The sequence below is a fragment of the Pseudescherichia vulneris genome (assembly GCF_902164725.1).
Classification (GTDB): domain Bacteria; phylum Pseudomonadota; class Gammaproteobacteria; order Enterobacterales; family Enterobacteriaceae; genus Pseudescherichia; species Pseudescherichia vulneris.
This window is the reverse complement of sequence record NZ_LR607338.1, coordinates 2,960,713-2,979,995: the sequence shown is the minus strand read 5'-3', so window position 1 is coordinate 2,979,995 and position 19,283 is coordinate 2,960,713. Positions and strand designations below refer to the sequence as shown.

The 19,283-nt window shown below is 58.2% G+C and carries 17 protein-coding genes; all 17 read right to left on the bottom strand.

Annotated features, from left to right (window positions below; all coding sequences use genetic code 11):
- Nucleotides 1-7 precede the first annotated feature (7 nt).
- Complete coding sequence (secM, locus tag FN633_RS12500; protein ID WP_208674098.1) at nt 8-511, bottom strand: secA translation cis-regulator SecM; 504 nt, start codon at nt 509-511, stop codon at nt 8-10.
- Nucleotides 512-803: 292 nt separating this feature from the next.
- The gene (lpxC, locus tag FN633_RS12495; RefSeq protein WP_042390462.1) at nt 804-1,721 is read right to left on the bottom strand and encodes a UDP-3-O-acyl-N-acetylglucosamine deacetylase; all 918 of its coding nucleotides are present in this window, start codon (nt 1,719-1,721) and stop codon (nt 804-806) included.
- 100 nt (nt 1,722-1,821) lie between these two features.
- Entirely contained in the window at nt 1,822-2,973 is a 1,152-nt protein-coding gene (ftsZ, locus tag FN633_RS12490; RefSeq protein ID WP_042390697.1) for a cell division protein FtsZ, read from the bottom strand.
- A 114-nt stretch (nt 2,974-3,087) separates the two neighbouring features.
- The gene (gene ftsA, locus FN633_RS12485) at nt 3,088-4,344 is read right to left on the bottom strand and encodes a cell division protein FtsA (protein ID WP_042390461.1); all 1,257 of its coding nucleotides are present in this window, start codon (nt 4,342-4,344) and stop codon (nt 3,088-3,090) included.
- Nucleotides 4,344-5,174: a cell division protein FtsQ gene (ftsQ, locus tag FN633_RS12480; protein WP_154057921.1), complete on the bottom strand. Its 831-nt coding sequence runs from the start codon at nt 5,172-5,174 to the stop codon at nt 4,344-4,346. Before ftsQ ends, ftsA begins: the two co-directional genes overlap by 1 nt.
- Before the next feature lies 1 nt (nt 5,175).
- On the bottom strand, nt 5,176-6,096 hold the full coding sequence (locus tag FN633_RS12475; RefSeq protein WP_154057920.1) for a D-alanine--D-alanine ligase: 921 nt from the start codon (nt 6,094-6,096) through the stop codon (nt 5,176-5,178).
- Nucleotides 6,089-7,567, bottom strand: coding sequence for a UDP-N-acetylmuramate--L-alanine ligase (murC, locus tag FN633_RS12470; RefSeq protein WP_154057919.1), 1,479 nt, complete (start codon nt 7,565-7,567; stop codon nt 6,089-6,091). Before murC ends, FN633_RS12475 begins: the two co-directional genes overlap by 8 nt.
- 55 nt (nt 7,568-7,622) lie before the next feature.
- On the bottom strand, nt 7,623-8,690 hold the full coding sequence (gene murG, locus FN633_RS12465) for an undecaprenyldiphospho-muramoylpentapeptide beta-N-acetylglucosaminyltransferase (RefSeq protein ID WP_154057918.1): 1,068 nt from the start codon (nt 8,688-8,690) through the stop codon (nt 7,623-7,625).
- Nucleotides 8,687-9,940 (bottom strand): cell division protein FtsW, encoded by a 1,254-nt coding sequence (gene ftsW, locus FN633_RS12460; protein WP_042390452.1) that lies wholly within the window; start codon nt 9,938-9,940, stop codon nt 8,687-8,689. Before ftsW ends, murG begins: the two co-directional genes overlap by 4 nt.
- Nucleotides 9,940-11,256, bottom strand: coding sequence for a UDP-N-acetylmuramoyl-L-alanine--D-glutamate ligase (gene murD / locus FN633_RS12455; protein ID WP_154057917.1), 1,317 nt, complete (start codon nt 11,254-11,256; stop codon nt 9,940-9,942). Before murD ends, ftsW begins: the two co-directional genes overlap by 1 nt.
- A gap of 2 nt (nt 11,257-11,258) precedes the next feature.
- A complete protein-coding gene (mraY, locus tag FN633_RS12450; protein WP_042390449.1) occupies nt 11,259-12,341 on the bottom strand; it encodes a phospho-N-acetylmuramoyl-pentapeptide-transferase in 1,083 nt (360 codons plus the stop codon).
- Complete coding sequence (murF, locus tag FN633_RS12445) at nt 12,335-13,693, bottom strand: UDP-N-acetylmuramoyl-tripeptide--D-alanyl-D-alanine ligase (protein WP_154057916.1); 1,359 nt, start codon at nt 13,691-13,693, stop codon at nt 12,335-12,337. The genes mraY and murF overlap by 7 nt, the downstream gene beginning before the upstream one ends.
- Nucleotides 13,690-15,177 (bottom strand): UDP-N-acetylmuramoyl-L-alanyl-D-glutamate--2,6-diaminopimelate ligase, encoded by a 1,488-nt coding sequence (gene murE, locus FN633_RS12440; RefSeq protein ID WP_154057915.1) that lies wholly within the window; start codon nt 15,175-15,177, stop codon nt 13,690-13,692. The genes murF and murE overlap by 4 nt, the downstream gene beginning before the upstream one ends.
- The gene (locus tag FN633_RS12435; protein WP_154057914.1) at nt 15,164-16,930 is read right to left on the bottom strand and encodes a peptidoglycan glycosyltransferase FtsI; all 1,767 of its coding nucleotides are present in this window, start codon (nt 16,928-16,930) and stop codon (nt 15,164-15,166) included. Before FN633_RS12435 ends, murE begins: the two co-directional genes overlap by 14 nt.
- A 15-nt stretch (nt 16,931-16,945) precedes the next feature.
- Complete coding sequence (ftsL, locus tag FN633_RS12430; RefSeq protein ID WP_042390442.1) at nt 16,946-17,311, bottom strand: cell division protein FtsL; 366 nt, start codon at nt 17,309-17,311, stop codon at nt 16,946-16,948.
- Nucleotides 17,308-18,249 (bottom strand): 16S rRNA (cytosine(1402)-N(4))-methyltransferase RsmH, encoded by a 942-nt coding sequence (rsmH, locus tag FN633_RS12425; RefSeq protein WP_042390440.1) that lies wholly within the window; start codon nt 18,247-18,249, stop codon nt 17,308-17,310. The genes ftsL and rsmH overlap by 4 nt, the downstream gene beginning before the upstream one ends.
- Before the next feature lie 2 nt (nt 18,250-18,251).
- Nucleotides 18,252-18,710 carry a division/cell wall cluster transcriptional repressor MraZ gene (gene mraZ, locus FN633_RS12420; protein WP_042390438.1) on the bottom strand — a complete coding sequence of 153 codons (459 nt, stop codon included), beginning with the start codon at nt 18,708-18,710 and terminating at the stop codon, nt 18,252-18,254.
- Between the last annotated feature and the right edge of the window lie 573 nt (nt 18,711-19,283).

The window sequence follows — 19,283 nt, the reverse complement described above, 5'->3', positions numbered from 1 at the left end:
GGTTAATTTAGCTGAGGCGTTGAGGTCCGGCGCGGATGCCCTGCACCTGCGCGAGCCAGCTGGCGACGGTAAACGCAGCGTGCGGTTCGCCAGTAGAAACAGGCTGGTGACGGACAATAACCGGCGGTTTGCCCTCCTGGGTCAGCAGGGCGTTGAGCGTATCCAGCAGGGCAAGATGTTGCGCCCGAACGGGCAGCGGCTCTTCGGCGACCGACAGCGCCTGAGGCGTCATGGCAAAAGAGAGATGACGAATAACGGTGCGAATGGCGTGCTGGTGCCAATAGTCGACGGTAAAGGTCGGACGGCGGCTGGCTTCGAGCAGCGCGAGGCTGGTGAAATTGACCGGGCTGGTGCGGTTATGGTTGCTGGCGGTAGCCTTCTCAGGCTGAGTCGGGCGATCCTGCGTACCGGGCGCAGGCAGGCCAAGACTCGCCGCGACCATCCCTAAAAAGAGATGCGGCCAGAAGTAGCGTCTGCCAAATTGTCGCCAGCGCGTCAGTAATCCGCTCACTTGCTCCACCATTAATGGGTTAAACCTACCCGGTTCACATCAACATCCGTTATTTTGCGACCAAATATTACCATTAAAGGCGCTACACGGCAGTAACAATGAGGGGCATAGCCGGGTGAAAATGCTTAAGAAAACAGCGAACGCACCGCTTTTGGCAGTAAATGACGTTTAGATTTGTGCTTCAGAGGATATGAAGAGAAACGGTAAAACCTGGAAACAAAAACGACTGGTGCCCCTGACCGGAGAGAGTGCCAGGTTAACCAGTCGAATTTTTACTAAACGGTCTGGAGGATTATGCCAGTACCGTTGACGGTGCTTTGAATGCCAGCGGCAGCTCAGCGTCGTCCTGGAACGTCACGTATTCCCAGGCTTCCTGTTTAGCCAGGACCGCCTGCAGCAGTTTATTATTCAGTGCATGACCGGATTTATAAGCGGTAAATGCCCCGATAATATTGTGACCACACATGAACAGGTCACCGATCGCATCCAGCATTTTGTGACGCACAAACTCGTCTTCAAAACGCAGACCGTCTTCGTTCAGTACGCGATAGTCATCAACCACGATGGCACAATCGAAGCTGCCGCCCAGGCACAGGCCACGGGACTGCAGGTACTCGATATCACGCATGAAGCCGAAGGTGCGCGCGCGGCTAATCTGGCGCATGAATGCGTCGGCAGAGAAGTTCATCGCGTAGCGCTGGCTGCTGGCATCAATCGCCGGATGGTTAAAGTCGATGGTAAAGTCCAACGTAAAACCATTGTACGGCTTGAATTCAGCCCATTTGTCGCCGTCTTCGACGCGAACGGTCTCTTTGATGCGAAGGAATTTCTTCGCACAGTTCAGCTCTTCGATACCGGCATCAAGCAGCAGGTAAACGAACGGGGCTGCACTACCGTCCATGATCGGGATCTCTGGGGCGTCAACTTCAATCATGATGTTGTCGATACCCAGACCCGCCAGCGCGGCGTTGAGGTGCTCTACGGTAGAAATCCGCACGTCATGCTCGTTGACCAGGCAGGTACAGAGCATGGTATCACGCACAGATTTGGCATCGGCCGGAAAATCTACCGGTGGATTCAAGTCAGTGCGACGATAGATGACCCCGGTGTTGGCCGACGCAGGTCGCAGCGTCAGGGTGACTTTCTTGCCGGTATGTAAACCGACGCCAGTCGCCTGAACGATACGTTTAAGTGTCCTTTGTTTGATCATCGTATAATCTCGCCTAGTTACTAATCCAACCGAATTGTACTATACAACCGGCGGGCCAGTTTAGCACAAAGAGCGACAATGCCCAACTTCCAGCTAATTCTTAGTCAGCCTGCTTACGCAAGAACGCCGGAATATCGAGATAATCTGGCTCTTTTGCGGTCTGCGGCGTCGGGTCATTAACCACTTTAGCGGCCGGTTTCTGCTCCTGGCTCAGCGGAGCCATACCGTGCTGCTGATAGCGATCCATTACCGGCTGCTGCTGCTGTTTGTTGGTCACGAGGGTAATTTCAGGACGCTTGTCCATACCGATACCGGTGGCAACAACGGTCACACGCAGCTCGTCGTTCATCTCTGGATCCAGAGAGGTACCGATAACCACGGTAGCGTTATCCGATGCAAAGGCACGGATGGTGTTACCCACGGTTTCAAACTCGTCCAGACGCAGGTCGAAGCCCGCCGTAATGTTGACCAGTACGCCACGCGCGCCGGAGAGGTCGATATCTTCCAGCAGCGGGCTGGAGATCGCCATTTCGGCAGCCTCTTCCGCACGATCTTCCCCTTTCGCCACGCCGGAGCCCATCATCGCGTAGCCCATTTCGGACATCACGGTGCGCACGTCGGCGAAGTCGACGTTCATCAGGCCCGGACGGGTGATCAGCTCGGCGATGCCCTGAACCGCGCCTTTCAGCACGTCGTTGGCTGCGCCAAAGGCGTCCAGCAGAGAGATACCACGACCTAGCACCTTCAGCAGCTTGTCGTTCGGGATGGTGATCAGGGAGTCAACGTGCTTGGACAGCTCAGTGATCCCCTGCTCAGCAAAGGCCATACGCTTCTTGCCTTCGAAGTTGAAAGGCTTGGTCACGACGGCAACGGTCAGAATACCTAAATCTTTGGCCACTTCGGCAACCACCGGAGCAGCACCTGTGCCTGTACCCCCGCCCATACCTGCGGCGATGAATACCATGTCTGCGCCGTCAAGCGCTGCACGCAGTGCTTCACGGTCCTCTTCGGCGGCATTGCGGCCGACTTCCGGGTTAGCGCCTGCTCCCAGACCTTTGGTGATGCCGCCGCCGATCTGGATGGTCTGCCCCACCGCGGTCTTACGCAACGCCTGGGCGTCGGTATTCACTGCAAAGAATTCAACGCCTTCGATGCGCTCGCGCACCATGTGCTCAACGGCGTTACCGCCGCCGCCACCGACGCCGATGACTTTAATCACCGCGTCGTTGGTCAGTTCCATAGGTTCAAACATAATTTTCTCTCCGATTTTACACATCATCCTTCAAACTGCGTTACGGCTGCAAGAGGGATTCAATGTAAGTACCTGTCGCCTGAGTCCGCTAATGTTGTGCGGTCTCTGAAAATATTAAAACTCTTTTCGCAGCCAGCTGTTCAGACGTTTGATCCACGAGCCGACTGACGCACGTTTTTCCACCTCTGCTTCACCACTTAAATGGGACTCCTTCCCGTAGTGCAGCAGACCTACCGCCGTTGAATAGTACGGCTCCTGGGCATAGTCCGTCAGGCCCGTGATATTCAGCGGCGCACCTATGCGCACCTGTGTATGAAACACGCGTTGCGCACAGGCTGCAAGCCCTTCGATCTGCGCTGCGCCGCCGGTTAATACAATTCCTGCTGCAAGATGGTGCTTAACGCCTTGTTGCCGGAGCTGTTCTTGCAGCTGCAAAATTTCTTCGTTCACCAGATTAAGCAGCTCGGTGTAGCGCGGCTCAATCACTTCTGCCAGCGTTTGACGCTGCAGGCTGCGCGGCGGACGTCCGCCCACGCTCGGCACCTCTACGCTCTCGTCTTTACCGACGATAGCGCCCAGGGCACAGCCGTGGCGAACCTTAATGGCTTCGGCATCGCTTGGCGGCGTACCGAAGGCATAGGCGATGTCGCTGGTCACTACGTTCCCCGCATAGGGGATCACTTTGGTGTGGCGCAGCGCACCGCCGGTATACACGGCGATGTCCATTGTACCACCACCGATATCGACCACGCAGACACCCAGCTCACGTTCGTCTTCCGTCAACACGGAATAGCTGGACGCCAGTCCGGCAAAAATTAATTGGTCAACTTTCAGACCACATCGTTCAACGGCTTTGACAATGTTTTTCGCCATATCGTTGTGACATGTGATCAAGTGCACTTTTGCCTGCATCCGAACGCCGGATAACCCTACCGGATTTTTGATCCCTTCCTGGTAGTCAATGGCATATTCTTGCGGGATCACATGCAGAACCCGGTGCTCATCGCGCACGCGTACCGACTTGGCGGTGTGCACAACGTTTTCAACATCTTCCTGGGTCACTTCCTCTTCGGAAATGGGCACCATGCCGATCTCATTCTGACAGCTAATATGCTTGCCGGAGAGCGCCAGGTAAACCGACGAAATCTGGCAGTCCGCCATCAGCTCGGCCTGGTCGATGGCGCGCTGGACGCACTTCACCACCGACTCCAAATCGTTGACCCCGCCTTTATCCATACCCCGCGACGGGCAACTGCCCACGCCAATGATATTGACCATACCGTCGGGCAGAACTTCCCCTACCAAAGCGGCAACCTTCGCGGTGCCAATCTCCAGTCCTACTACCAGTTTTCTGTCCGTCGCCTTGATCATTATTGCTCTGCCTGTGCCTGATTCTGTTGCTGATTAGGATCCACAATAGGTGCCGGTTTCCAACCGACTGCCGCGCCTGAGTCATAGCGCAGATCGACATAGCTGATCTCTTTGCCGTCGGTTTGCGCCTGCTGCTGCAGAACAGGATAGAGTTCTACAAAGCGTGACAGACGTTTCATCGTATCTCCCCGGCCCAAGTTGAGCTTGATTCCATTGTTAAGCGTCAACTGCCAGGAGCGACGGGCGGTCATCGCCGCCTCTTTCAATGTAAATTTATCCTTAGCCAGCACCTGCCCCATGTCGCGATAGCCCTGTAACACTTCGCTTTCGCTTCCTTCTGGGCCAAACAGCAGCGGAAGATTCTGTTCTTTCGCCCTATCGGTGGGCACGCTGAACGAATTTCCATCAACGTCCATCATGTGCTGATCATTCCACCGCGCAATCGGGACATATTCAACCAGATGAATCTTCAATTCGTCCGGCCACTGCTTTCTTACGCTGGCCTGCTTGATCCACGGCAGGCGTTCGATCTGGCTCTGGATGATGTTCACATCCTGGGTCATAAAGGTGCCAGGGGCACCCAGCGCCAGAATTGACTGGCGAATATCATCGTTGCGCGTGTAGTGGCGCTCACCGGTGACCACAAGCTTCGACAGCGGCAGGCGCTGCGCATCGTCCATCCAGCCCAGAATCATCCAGCCGCTCACCAACACGGTGCACAGCACCGCCAGCAGGAACACAATTCCTGCAAGACGCGTTCCATTATTCCGCCGGGAGGCAACAACCTCCTCCTCTTCGCGGTTTCGCGTGTTTAGCGCAGCCTGCGACATATCAGTCCGCCAACTCCAGAATTCGTACAACCAATTGCGAGAAACTTAATCCAGCCTGGCGAGCCGCCATCGGGACCAAACTGTGGCTGGTCATCCCCGGCGAGGTGTTCGCTTCCAGCAGATAGAAGTGACCATCGCGATCCTGCATGGCATCGATTCGACCCCATCCACGGCAGCCTAATACGGTCCAGGCCTTTAGTACCAGATCGCGTAACTGCGCTTCGCGCTCCGCTTCTAATCCGCTGGGGCAGAAATACTGAGTCTCATCAGAGAGATACTTTGCCTCATAATCATAGAAGGTTCCTGCGGGTTGGATGCGAATTGAGGGTAAAATTTCTTCCCCTAATACTGCAACGGTAAATTCTGGCCCGCTCAGCCACTTCTCAACTAAGACTTCTTCATCATGCTGAAACGCTAAAGCTAACGCCGCATGTAGCGCATCGGCCTCGTCAACTTTTGACATGCCGACGCTGGAACCTTCCCGGCTCGGCTTAACGATCAGCGGCAGACCCAGGCTGGCAATGTGCTGCTGCACGCTCTCGCTCAGGCCCTGCTCAAACTCTTTGCGCGTTACTGCTGCCCACGGAGCGACAGGCAAGCCCGCGCCCTGCCACAGCAGCTTGCTGCGCAGCTTATCCATGGAGATAGCGGACGCCATGACGCCGCTGCCGGTATAGGACAGGCCGGTCAGCTCAAGCAGACCCTGCAGCGTACCGTCTTCACCGCCGCGACCGTGCAGGGCGATAAAGACCTTGTCGAAACCCATGCCCTTAAGCTGGGTGACGTCGGTGTCACGCGGATCCACCGGATGGGCATCCACGCCGCCTTCACGCAGGCCAGCCAGCACCGCCGCGCCGGAGTTCAGCGACACGTCGCGCTCGGCGGAGGTCCCGCCCAGCAGGACTGCAACTTTATTAGCCATGACGCTCTTCCTCCTGCGACTGCTGCGGCTTCAGTTTATTCTCGGCCAGGCTGCGGGCGACTTTACCAATATTGCCTGCGCCCTGAACCAGAATGAGATCGTTACCGGTTAATACCGGGGCCAGCATCGCTGCAACCTGGGCCGCATCCGGAACCAGAATCGGGTCGACTTTCCCCCGGCCACGGATGGTACGGCACAGTGAGCGGCTATCCGCACCTGGGATCGGGGTCTCGCCTGCGGCATAAACGTCCAGCATCAGCAGGGCATCCACCTGGGTCAGCACGTTGGCAAAATCATCGTACAGGTCACGGGTACGAGTGAAACGGTGCGGCTGGAAAATCATTACCAGATTTTTATCCGGCCAGCCTGCACGCGCGGCCTTGATGGTGGCATCCACTTCCGTTGGGTGGTGACCATAGTCGTCAACCAGCATGGCGCTGCCTGCTTTGCCGTTTACCTGCTCCAGCGGGAATGCGCCGAGGAAGTCGAAGCGGCGTCCGGTACCCTGGAAGCTCTCCAGCGCCCGCAGGATCGCCTCGTCGTCAATCCCCTCTTCCGTCGCCACGGCAACGGCCGCCGCCGCGTTCAGGGCGTTATGGCGGCCCGGTGCGTTCAGCGTGACCTGTAAATTAGGTTTGTCCTGACGCACCAGCACAAAATGTCCCTGCGGCCCGGTCTGCTGGTAGCTCTCTACCCGCACGTCCGCGTCGTCGCTAAAGCCGTAGGTGGTGGTCTGACGGCCCACGCGCGGCAGCAGCTCGCGGCACACCGGATCGTCCACGCACATCACCGCCCGGCCATAGAACGGCAGGTTGTGCAGGAAGTTAATAAAGGTCTGCTTCAGATTCTCGAAGTCGCCCTGGTAGGTATCCATATGGTCGGCTTCGATATTGGTGACGATGGCCACCATCGGCTGCAGATGCAGGAACGAGGCGTCGCTCTCATCGGCCTCGGCAATCAGGTAGCGGCTGTGACCCAGGCGAGCATGCACGCCTGCGGCTTTTACCAGGCCGCCGTTAACAAAGGTCGGATCCAGTCCGGCCTCGGCATAGATACTGGAGACCATCGCGGTGGTCGTGGTTTTGCCATGCGTCCCGGCGATGGCGATACCGTGGCGAAAGCGCATCAGCTCCGCCAGCATCTCTGCGCGGCGGATCACCGGAATGCGCGCTTCGTTCGCGGCAACGATTTCCGGGTTATCGGCAGAGATCGCGCTGGAGACTACCACGACGCTGGCGTCGCGTACGTTTTCCGGACGATGGTTGAAGTAGATGGTCGCGCCAAGGGCGGCCAGCTGCTGCGTAACCGGGTTTGGCGCAAGGTCGGAACCGCTGATCTGATAGCCTTCGTTCGCCAGGACTTCAGCGATGCCGCCCATGCCGGCCCCGCCAATGCCAACGAAGTGAATGTGCCGGACGCGACGCATCTCGGGCACGATTGAACGCAGTTTCGCCAGTTGTTGTGTATTCATTCTCTAAACGCCATAAACTTCTAAAATTCGTGCGACGCAAAAGGCGTCGCGATGGTTAAGCCTGTGCAGCAAGGCTTACGGCTTTAGCTACCCGGTCGGTAGCATCAGGAATGGCTGCGGCGCGCGCGCGCTCGGCCATTCCCAGTAACGTAACGCGATCCCAACTCGCCAGCGTCTCGACGACGGAATCAACGGTAAACTGCGGCTGCTCAAGGATCTTCGCCGCATGCGCCTGCTCTAACGGCAGCGCATTCCAGTACTGCTGCCGATCTTTATGCTGGAACGGCACAAACAGCGCTGGCAGCCCGGCGGCGGCGATCTCGCTCACCGTTAGCGCCCCGGAGCGGCAAACTACCACGTCGGCCCAGGCGTAGGCTGCCGCCATATCATCAATAAATTCGGTCACGCGGTGCTGCGACTGGCCTGCATCGGCATAAGCCTGCTCTACGGTCTGCTGCGCCCCTTTTCCGCTCTGGTGCCATATCGTCACCGCGTTGCCCAGCCGGGCAGCGACCTGCGGTAGCGTCTGGTTCAGCACCCGAGCGCCCTGCGAGCCACCGACAACCAGCACTCGCACCGGCCCTTCACGACCAGAGAGGCGATCCGCGGGCAGCGGCAGTGCCAGCACGTCGGTACGCACCGGGTTACCCACTACGTCGGCCTGTGGGAACGCACCGGGAAACGCCTGCATCACCTTGGTAGCGATCTTCGCAAGCCATTTGTTGGTCAGCCCGGCAATGCCATTCTGCTCGTGCAGCACCACTGGGATACCCAGCGACCAGGCAGCAAGGCCGCCCGGCCCGGATACGTAGCCGCCCATCCCCAACACCACATCTGGTTTAAAGCGCTGCATGATTACCCGCGCCTGACGCCAGGCGTTAAAGATACGCAGCGGCGCAAGCAGCATGGCCTTCAGCCCTTTCCCGCGCAGGCCGGAGATGCGGATAAAGTCGATCTCGATACCGTGCTTGGGCACCAAATCCGCTTCCATACGATCGGCGGTGCCCAGCCAGCGAACCTGCCAGCCCTGGGCCATTAAATGGTGCGCAACCGCCAGGCCGGGGAAAACGTGCCCGCCCGTGCCGCCTGCCATCACCATTAACCGCTTCGGTTGCCCACTCATCGAACACCTCGTGTAAACGCCTGGGCTTTTTCCAGACGCGTTTCATAATCTATACGCAACAGCATCATGATCGCCGTCGACATAATTAACAGGCTGGAACCACCGTAGCTGATTAACGGCAGCGTCAGACCCTTGGTTGGCAGCATCCCGGCGGCCGCGCCTACGTTGACGAGTGCCTGAAAACTAAACCAAATACCGATCGAACAGGCCAGAAAACCCGAGAAGCGGTGGTCAATATCCAGCGCTTTGCGTCCAATGGACATCGCGCGGAAAGCGACGAAGAATACCATCAAAAGCGCCAGTACCACACCGATATAACCCAGTTCTTCGCCGATAATGGAGAAAATGAAGTCGGTATGTGCTTCCGGCAGGTACTCGAGTTTTTGTACCGAGTTGCCCAGGCCCTGCCCCCAGAACTCGCCCCGGCCAAAGGCCATCAGCGACTGGGTCAGCTGGTAGCCGCTGCCAAAGGGGTCTTCCCACGGGTTCCAGAACGAGGTAACGCGGCGGATACGATAAGGTTCGGCGAGGATCAGCAGGACCACGGCAGAGATGCCCATCCCGATGATGGCGATAAACTGCCACAGCTTGGCCCCGGCGAGGAACAGCATCGCCAGCGTGGTCACGAACAGTACTACCACTGTACCCAGGTCAGGCTGCGCCAACAGCAGCACCGCCAGCACGAGGATCACGCCCATCGGTTTTAAAAAGCCGCGCAGGTTATTACGCACCTCATCCACTTTACGCACCAGGTAGTTGGCGAGATAGCAGAAGAGAGAGAGCTTAGTAAACTCTGCGGGCTGGAAGCGCATCACGCCAAGGTCAATCCAGCGCGATGCCCCGTTGATGGAGCTCCCCACCAGCAGTACCAGCAGCAGCATGACAATAGAGGCGATCAGCATCGCTGAGCTCCAACGCTGCCAGAACTCCATCGGCAGGCGCAGGGTGATCATCGCCATACAAAACGCGAGGAAGATATAGAGCGCATCGCGTTTAGCAAAGAAGAAGGGATCGTTGGTCAGGCGCTGCCCTACCGGCATCGACGCGGAGGTCACCATAATAAAGCCCACTGCCGCCAGACCAAAGGTCAGCCACAGCAGCATCCGGTCATACATGACCAGGCTATCATCGTCCTTCGGACGCGACCCCATGACCCAGCCTTTAAGCGCAGCAAACAGCCACTCCAGGATACCGAGTCCCGGCAGATGCGGCATGCGTGGCAGCCTCAGGCGAGGAAGTGATAAGCGCATCAGCCTAACTCCTTCGCCAGACGGGTGAACTCATCGCCCCGTTGTTCAAAGTTTTTAAACTGATCGAGGCTGGCACAGGCAGGTGACAGCAGCACCATATCCCCTGGCTTGAGCTGCGGGGCAATAAGGCGCATCGCCTGCTCCATGGTTTCGGTCCGCTGGGCAATCTCAGGGCGTAACGCCGCCAGCTCTGCGCCGTCGCGGCCAAAGCAGTAGAGGCGCACGTTATCGCCGTTCAGGTAGCGGCTCAGGGGCGAAAAGTCCGCCGACTTGCCGTCGCCGCCCAGCAGCAGGTGCAGGGTACCGTCGACGTGCAGGCCGTTAAGCGCCGCCTCGGTGCTGCCGACGTTAGTCGCCTTGGAGTCGTTGATCCAGCGCACGCCGTTGTGCTCCAGCGCCAGCTGGAAACGGTGCGCCAGGCCGGTAAAGGTGGTTAACGCCTTCAGGCTGCTGGCACGCGGCAGGCCTGCGGCATCCGCCAGCGCCAGCGCCGCCAGGGCGTTGGTGTAGTTGTGCTGACCGCTAAGCTTCATCTCTTTAACGTTAAGCACCTTTTCACCCTTCACTCGTAGCCAGGTTTCGCCCTGCTGGCGGTTGAGGTGATAGTCGCCCACGTCGACGCCAAAGCTGATGCAGCGATCGTCCGCACCCCGAACCGGCATGGTCAGGGCATCGTCGGCGTTGACCACGCAGACTTTGGCATTCTCAAAAATGCGCAGCTTGGCGGCGCGGTATTGCTGCAGACCAAACGGATAGCGATCCATATGATCTTCGGTGACGTTCAAAATCGTTGCCGCCACGGCGTGCAGGCTGGAGGTGGTTTCCAGCTGGAAGCTGGAGAGCTCCAGCACGTACAGCTCACGGTTACTGTCGAGCAGCATCAACGCCGGCAGACCGATATTGCCGCCAACGCCGACGTTAACGCCCGCCGCTTCCGCCATCTCGCCGACCAGCTTGGTGACGGTGCTCTTACCGTTAGAGCCGGTGATCGCAATCACCGGTGCCTGGGCTTCACGCACGAACAGTTCGATATCGCCGACGATCTCTACGCCAGCTTCAGCGGCCGCGCTCAGCGACGGGTGCGCCAAGGCGAGACCGGGGCTGGCAACGATCAGATCGGCCGCCAGCAGCCAGTCGTCATTCAGACTACCAAGGTGGTGCTCAACCGACGCCGGCAGCTTATCCAGCCCCGGCGGCGCGCTACGCGTATCCATCACCCGCGGCGTCACGCCACGCGCGAGGAAAAAGTCCACGCAGGATAGCCCGGTTAACCCTAACCCAATGATGACAACCTGTTTACCCTGGTAATCTGACATGATTAACGCACCTTCAGCGTAGCCAGGCCAATCAGCACCAGCATCAGCGAAATAACCCAGAAGCGCACGATCACGCGCGGCTCCGGCCAGCCTTTCAGTTCATAGTGGTGGTGAATCGGGGCCATACGGAAGATGCGCTGTCCGCGCAGCTTGAAGGAGCCCACCTGCAGAATTACCGACAGGGTCTCCACCACGAATACGCCGCCCATGATCACCAGCAGGAACTCCTGGCGCAGCAGCACGGCGATAATGCCCAGCGCGCCGCCCAGCGCCAGCGATCCGACGTCGCCCATGAAGACCTGCGCCGGATAGGTGTTAAACCAGAGGAAGCCCAGCCCTGCCCCGACGATAGCCGTACAGACGATCACCAGTTCACCGGCGTGACGCAGGTAGGGAATATGCAGATAGCTGGCAAAGTTCATGTTGCCGGTTGCCCAGGCCACCAGCGCAAAGCCTGACGCCACCAGCACGGTAGGCATGATCGCCAGGCCGTCGAGGCCGTCGGTGAGGTTCACGGCGTTGCCGGTCCCCACGATAACGAAGTAGGCCAGCAGGATATAGAGAATGCCCAGCTGCGGCATGACGTCTTTAAAGAAGGGCACCACCAGCTGCGTGGCGGGCGTATCGTTCCCTACCAGATAGAGCGCAAACGAAACGCCCAAGGCGATGACCGACATCCAGAAGTATTTCCAGCGGGCAATAAGGCCTTTAGTATCTTTGCGCACCACCTTACGGTAGTCATCGACAAAACCGATGATGCCGTAGCCCACCAGCACCACCAGCACGCACCAGACGTAGGGGTTGGAGGGGTAAGCCCACAGAAGGACCGACACCACGATGGCGGTAAGGATCATGATCCCCCCCATCGTCGGGGTGCCGCGTTTGCTAAAGTGTGATTCTGGACCGTCGTTACGAACAACCTGGCCAAACGAGAGCTTTTGCAGACGGGCGATCATGCGCGGCCCCATCCATAAAGAGATGAAGAGCGCGGTCAGCAGGCTGACAATGGCGCGAAACGTCAGATAGGAAAAGACGTTAAAGCCCGAATAATATTTGACCAAATGCTCGGCCAGCCAAACTAACATGTCCCGTTCTCCTGTAATGCGCGTACTACCTCTTCCATGGCAGCACTACGTGAACCTTTTACCAAAATGGTAATAATCTGCTGCTCTGCAATCAGCGCCTTGAGGCGCGCAATCAGCGCAGCTTTATCGTTAAAATGTTCGCCAACGCCGCTGGCGTCGGAGATAGCCTTGCTCTGCACGCCCACGCTCAGCACGCGATCGAGGCCGGAGGCCTTCGCCGCCTCGCCGACCTGCTGGTGGCACGCTGCGCTTTCATCGCCCAGCTCGGCCATATCACCCACCACCATTACCCGGTAACCCGGCATCTCGGAGAGCACCTGCGCCGCGGCGGTCATCGAGCCGACGTTGGCGTTGTAGGAGTCGTCGAGCAGGAGCTGGTTTTCCGCAAGCGGGATCGGGAACAGGCGTCCCGGCACGGCCTTCAGCTTCGCCAGCCCGGCTTTTACCGCGTCCAGCGGAGCTCCCACCGCCATCGCCAGCGCCGTTGCGGCCAGCGCGTTAGCAATGTTGTGGCGACCCGGCAGCGGCAGCAGCACTTCAATGTTGCCGGTCGGGGTTTGCAGCGTGAAGTGGGTCCCCTGCGACGTGACATGCACGTTGTTGGCGGTAAAGTCGCTGTTGGCAGCGTTCGGTGAGAAGCGCCAGATTTTGCGCTCGCCGATAATGCTCTGCCAGTTCAGCCAGTCATTGTTGTCCGCGTTCATGATCGCCACGCCGTCGAGCGGCAGGCCGGTAAAGATTTCACCCTTCGCCTTCGCCACGCCCGCCAGCGAGCCGAAGCCCTCCAGGTGCGCCGCCGCCAGGTTGTTGACCAGCGCCGCTTCCGGGCGGGTCAGGCTCACGGTCCAGGCAATTTCGCCCTGATGGTTAGCCCCTAGCTCGATCACTGCGTACTGGTGCGCTTTCGTCAGGCGTAGCAGTGTCATCGGCACGCCGATGTCATTATTTAGGTTGCCAGCGGTATAAAGCGTATTGCCGCACTCGCCAAGGATGGCGGCGGTCATCTCTTTCACCGAGGTTTTACCGGAGGAGCCGGTGAGCGCGACCACGCGGGTCGGTACCTGCTGGCGTACCCAGGCCCCAATCTCACCGAAGGCGAGACGGGTATCTTTCACCACTAGCTGGGGCAGATCGCAGTCGAGCCTGCGGCTGACCAGCAGCGCGCCCGCGCCGCCCGCCTTCGCCTGCTCGGCAAAATCATGGGCGTCGAAGCGTTCACCTTTCAGGGCAACAAACAGGCAGCCCGGCGTCAGCTGGCGCGTATCGGTGGTGACGGCATCAATGGTCAGACTCTGGCCGTGCAGCTCGCCGTTCAGGATCTGGGCTAGCTCGTTAAGGGTTACGCTAATCATGCCACCACTCCCAGCAGACGCGCGGCGGTGACGCGGTCGGAATAGTCAAGACGGCGGTTGCCGACAATCTGGTAATCTTCATGGCCTTTACCGGCCAGCAGCACAACGTCATTCTCTTTCGCCTGCATAATGGCGCTGGTCACCGCTTCGGCGCGGCCTTCGACCACCCGGGCGCGACCAGCGTCGAGCATGCCGGCGAGAATATCGTTAATGATGGCGCGCGGCTCTTCGGTACGCGGGTTGTCGTCGGTCACGACCGGCACGTCGGCAAACTCTTCGGCAATGGCGCCCATCAGCGGGCGCTTGCCTTTATCGCGATCGCCGCCGCAGCCAAAGACGCACCACAGCTTGCCGGTGCAGTGCAGGCGCGCGGCCTGCAACGCTTTCTCCAGCGCGTCCGGAGTATGGGCGTAATCCACCACCACCGTCGGTTTGCCCGGCGCACTAAAGACTTCCATGCGGCCGCATACCGGCTGCAGGCGCGACGCGGTCTTCAGCAGGTCGCTCAGCGGGAAGTCCAGCGCCAGCAGCGTGGCCAGGGCCAGCAGCAGGTTACTGACGTTAAACGCGCCCATCAGGCGGCTTTCAATCTCGCCTTCGCCCCAGGAGGAGCTGAAACGCACTGTCGCACCGCTGTCGTGATAGCTTACCGCCTCGGCTTTTAGCCAGCGGCCATGACAGTCCGGGTTGATGTGCCCTTCCATGGATACCGCTACGGCGTCCGGCAGGTTAGCCAGCCAGCGGCGACCCACTTCGTCATCGGCGTTAACGATCGCCTGACCGTAGTGGTGCGAGGAGAAGAGCAGCCATTTTGCCGATTCGTAGCCCGCCATATCCCCGTGGTAATCGAGATGATCGCGGCTCAGGTTAGTAAAGACCGATGCCCGAAACTTCAGGGCAGCCACGCGGTGCTGCACCAGACCATGGGAGGAGACCTCCATTGCGGCAAAGGTCGCCCCCTGCCCTGCCAGATCGGCCATCACGTGCTGAACGTCAATGGCGGAGCCGGTGGTATTTTCGGTGGGGATCACCTTGCCCAGCAGGCCGTTACCCACCGTACCCATTACGGCACTGGTTTCGCCCAGCAGCTGCGCCCACTGCGCCAGCAGCTGGGTGGTGGTGGTTTTGCCGTTGGTGCCGGTGACGCCCACCAGGCCTAAGCGCTCGGCAGGCTCGTTGTAGAAGCGTCCGGCCAGCGCAGAGAGCCGCTCGTTAAGCTGGCTGAGGTAGATAACCGGCACGCCGTGAACCTCGCGGATCTCACCGTCGGCGGCTTCGCCTTTGGCTTCCGCAATGATGGCCGCCACGCCCTGCGCTATCGCCTGCGGGATATACCGACGCCCGTCCGCCTGGTGGCCCACTACCGCTACAAAGAGATCGCCCGCTGCCGCCACGCGACTGTCGAGTGTCATTTCCCGCAAAGCTCGCGCAGGCAGATTCGATACCCACGGAGCGAGAAGGTCGCGCAAATTACGATCTGCCACCTGTTCCCTCGCCTTCATTAATCACAAATTCACTTTTTTCGCCCGTTGCTAACGCGTCCGGCTCGATGTTCATGGTACGCAGTACGCCGCCCATGATGGCCCCGAAGACCGGTGCGGAAACGGCACCACCGTAGTATTTACCCGCCTGCGGATCGTTAATGACCACCACCAGCGCAAAACGCGGCTGGCTGGCTGGCGCAACGCCCGCGGTGTAAGCAATGTATTTGTTGATGTAGCGCCCGTCCGGCCCGACCTTTTTCGCCGTACCGGTTTTAATGGCGATGCGATAGCCTTTGATGGCCGCCTTCACGCCGCCGCCGCCAGGCAGCGCCACGCTCTCCATCATATGCACCACGGTACGAACGATGGATTCCGGGAAGATGCGCTCGCCCGGTACGGGGGGATCAACTTTGGTAATCGACAGCGGACGGTAGATGCCGTAGCTGCCAATCGTTGCGTAGACTCGCGCTAACTGTAACGGAGTTACCATTAGCCCATAGCCGAAAGAGAAGGTGGCCCTCTCTATGTCAGACCACCGTTGTTTTTGAGGATATAAGCCACTGCGTTCTCCGACCAACCCCAAATTGGTCGCTTTTCCCAATCCAAAACGCGAGTAAGTTTCTACCAGCGCTGAGGAGGGCATCGCTAACGCCAGCTTTGAAACACCGACGTTACTCGACTTCTGTAGTACCCCGGTCAGGGTCAATTCGCTGTAGCGCGCCACGTCTTTGATCTCGTGGCCGTTAATACGGTAAGGCACGGTATTTAAAACGGTGTTCTCTCTGACCACGCCGCGCTGCAGAGCAGTCATCACCACCATCGGCTTCACGGTAGAGCCGGGTTCGAACACGTCGGTAATGGTACGGTTACGCATCACGTCTTTCTGCGTACCGCTGAGGTTGTTCGGGTTATAGGAAGGACTGTTCGCCATCGCCAGCACTTCGCCGGTATTAACGTCTACCAGCACGGCGCTGCCGGACTCCGCCTTGTTAAAGGCCACGGCGTTGTTCAGCTCGCGGTAGACCAGCGCCTGGAGGCGCTCGTCGATGCTCAGGGCGAGGTTGTGCGCCGCCTGGCTGTCAGTGGAGGAGATATCCTCAATGACGCGGCCATAGCGGTCTTTACGCACGATGCGCTCGCCGGGCTGGCCGGTGAGCCACTTATCAAAGCTCTTCTCGACGCCTTCAATACCCTGGCTATCGACGTTGGTAAAGCCAATGAGGTGAGCAGTTACTTCGCCGGAAGGGTAGTAACGACGCGACTCCTCCCGCAGATGAATGCCGGGCAGCTTGAGTTTTTTAATATAATCGCCAATGTCCGGGTTGACCTGGCGTGCCAGATAGATAAAGCGGCCTTTCGGGTTAGCATTCACGCGGGAGGCAAGCTGATCGAGCGGGAGATGCAGCGCATCCGCCAGCGCTTTCCAGCGGTTGTCGAGCGTAATGCCGCCGGCGTCATGCAGCTCTTTCGGATCGGCCCAGATCGCTTTCACCGGCACGCTCACCGCCAGCGGACGGCCAGAGCGGTCGGTAATCAGGCCGCGAGAGGTAGAGACCTCCTGCACGCGCAGCGAGCGCAGATCGCCCTGGCGCACCAGCATATCTGGGTTGATGACCTGTAACCATGCGACGCGGCCCAGCAGAAACACCAGCGCCAGTAAAATACATCCGCAAAGCAACGCAAAACGCCAACCCACAAAGTTGGCCTGCTCTTCCTGACGTTTTGGTTTAAGCGTCTTCACCGCTGCTTTCATGCGTCGCGTAAGTCCTTATTTTTGTACTACTATATTTTCTTGTGAAGGATCAACATGCTGCAACTGCAGCTTCTCGGTCGCGACGCGTTCAACGCGGCTGTGATCGCCGAGGGCATTCTCTTCAAGGATCAGGTTGCGCCACTCGATATCCAGCGCATCACGCTCCAGCACCAGCTGTTCACGCTGCGCCGTCAGCAAACGGGTATGGTGCGCGGTGGTGACGACCGTTACCGCCGTCACGATAATGCAGATGAACAGGCAGAGCGGCAGTTTGCCGAAACGCAAAAGATCGTCGGCGATCACGCCAGGCAAAGCATGGCGCTCGGTGTTTCCCAACGACCCTTTTACTTTACTGAGCGTCTCTGCCACCCTGCTAATCATGCGTTCGTCCTCTCTGCGATACGCAGCACTGAACTACGGGCGCGTGGATTTTCAGCCACCTCTTCTTCACCCGGCATTAACTTGCCCAAGGCGCGCAGATAGCGACCGCCCAGCTTGTTGAGCTGCGCTTCGGTCATCGGTAACCCGGCGGGAACCTGCGGCCCCCGGCTCTGCTCACGCATAAAGCGTTTTACAATGCGATCTTCCAGCGAGTGGAAGCTGATGATCGACAGCCGTCCCCCTGGCGCCAGCACGTCGAGCGAGTTTTTTAGCGCCTGCTCTATCTCTTCCAGCTCGCTGTTCACCCAGATGCGCACTGCCTGGAAGGTGCGGGTGGCGGGATGTTTATGCTTATCCTTCACCGGCATTGCCGCGGCAATCACTGAGGCCAGCTCTTTAGTGCGGGTCATCGGCTCAATGCGGTTACGCTCGACGATGGCGCGGGCAATACGTTTGCCAAAGCGCTCTTCGCCAAAGGTTTTAATCACCCAGGCGATATCGGCTTCGTCAGCGGTTTGTAACCATTCGGCGGCAGACTGGCCGCGGGTGGGATCCATACGCATGTCCAGCGGACCGTCGCGCATAAAGGAGAAGCCACGTTCAGGATCGTCAAGCTGTGGAGAGGAGACGCCAAGATCGAGCAGAATACCGTCGATTTTACCGGCGAGATCGCGCTCACGAACGTAGTCCGCCAGCCCGGAAAAAGGCCCATGTATAATGGTGAAGCGTGGATCGTCAATGGTTTTGGCGATAGCAATCGCCTCAGGATCGCGATCGATCGCCAGCAGTCGCCCCTCCGCCCCCAGTTGGGAGAGGATCAGGCGCGAGTGGCCACCGCGACCAAAAGTTCCATCTATGTAGATGCCGTCAGGACGAATGTTCAGGCCGTTTACGGCCTCGTCCAGCAGTACCGTTGTGTGTTTAAAATTTTCCATCATCGTTATAGAGACAAATCCTGCAATCGCTCTGAAAGCGGTTCAGAGCCTGACTGCTCAGCGTCGATATCTTCCTTGACCCGTTGATACCAGGTCGTTTCATCCCACAGCTCAAACTTGTTGAACTGCCCGACCAGCATCACTTCTTTGTTCAGTCCGGCATGGTGCCGTAAAACGGGGGCAATCAGTAAGCGCCCCGCGCTATCCATCTGACATTCACTGGCATGTCCCAGCAGTAAACGCTGCACGCGTCGCTCTGCGGGATTCATGCTCGACAGACGCGATAATTTTTGCTCAATAATTTCCCATTCCGGGAGAGGATAAAGGAGCAGGCAGGCGTGATGGATGTCAATGGTACAGACCATCTGACCGGCAGCATGCTCGACAAGTTGTTCCCGGTAGCGAACAGGCACGGACAACCGACCTTTACTGTCGAGATTAACTAACGTTGCCCCACGGAACATGCCAGTTTCACCTCAAAATCAACCTTTCACCACTTTATCCCACAAATCCCCACCGAGGGAGTTTACGGAGCGGAGGAAAAGCTTGTCAAGCCAGCACTGAGGCTAACGAGTCCGAAACAACCGCGATTAATCGTGGACAGCAGGCCCGCACAAAATGTGCTCAACACGCGCTGCAAATTAACGTCATGAATATTTGCAAAAAAAATAATGCCTCCGCATGAGCCAGTTAAAGACCTCGGCCACGATACGGATTAAATATAAAGTGTCAGTTTGCGACGCGGGCAGCATTTTAAGCCATATTGTCAATGGTTAACAGCGACAGTTGCAGGCGGAGCGACGTCAGATGAGTCGTTACGAGCAGAAGTGAATTGTCATACTAACAAAAAGGTCATTAATTCAGCGTCTCCCTGTCAGATGTAACAAAACAATACAAAATTAACGCACCGTTACCTCTTTCCCCCCTAAGAAAAGATGTTTTTAGAATATGGCGAAATTTAAAAAATAGCGGCCTACGGATTTTAAGGATTAATCCGAACGTTAATTTACGTTAATACGCCAACGGCTGTCATATAA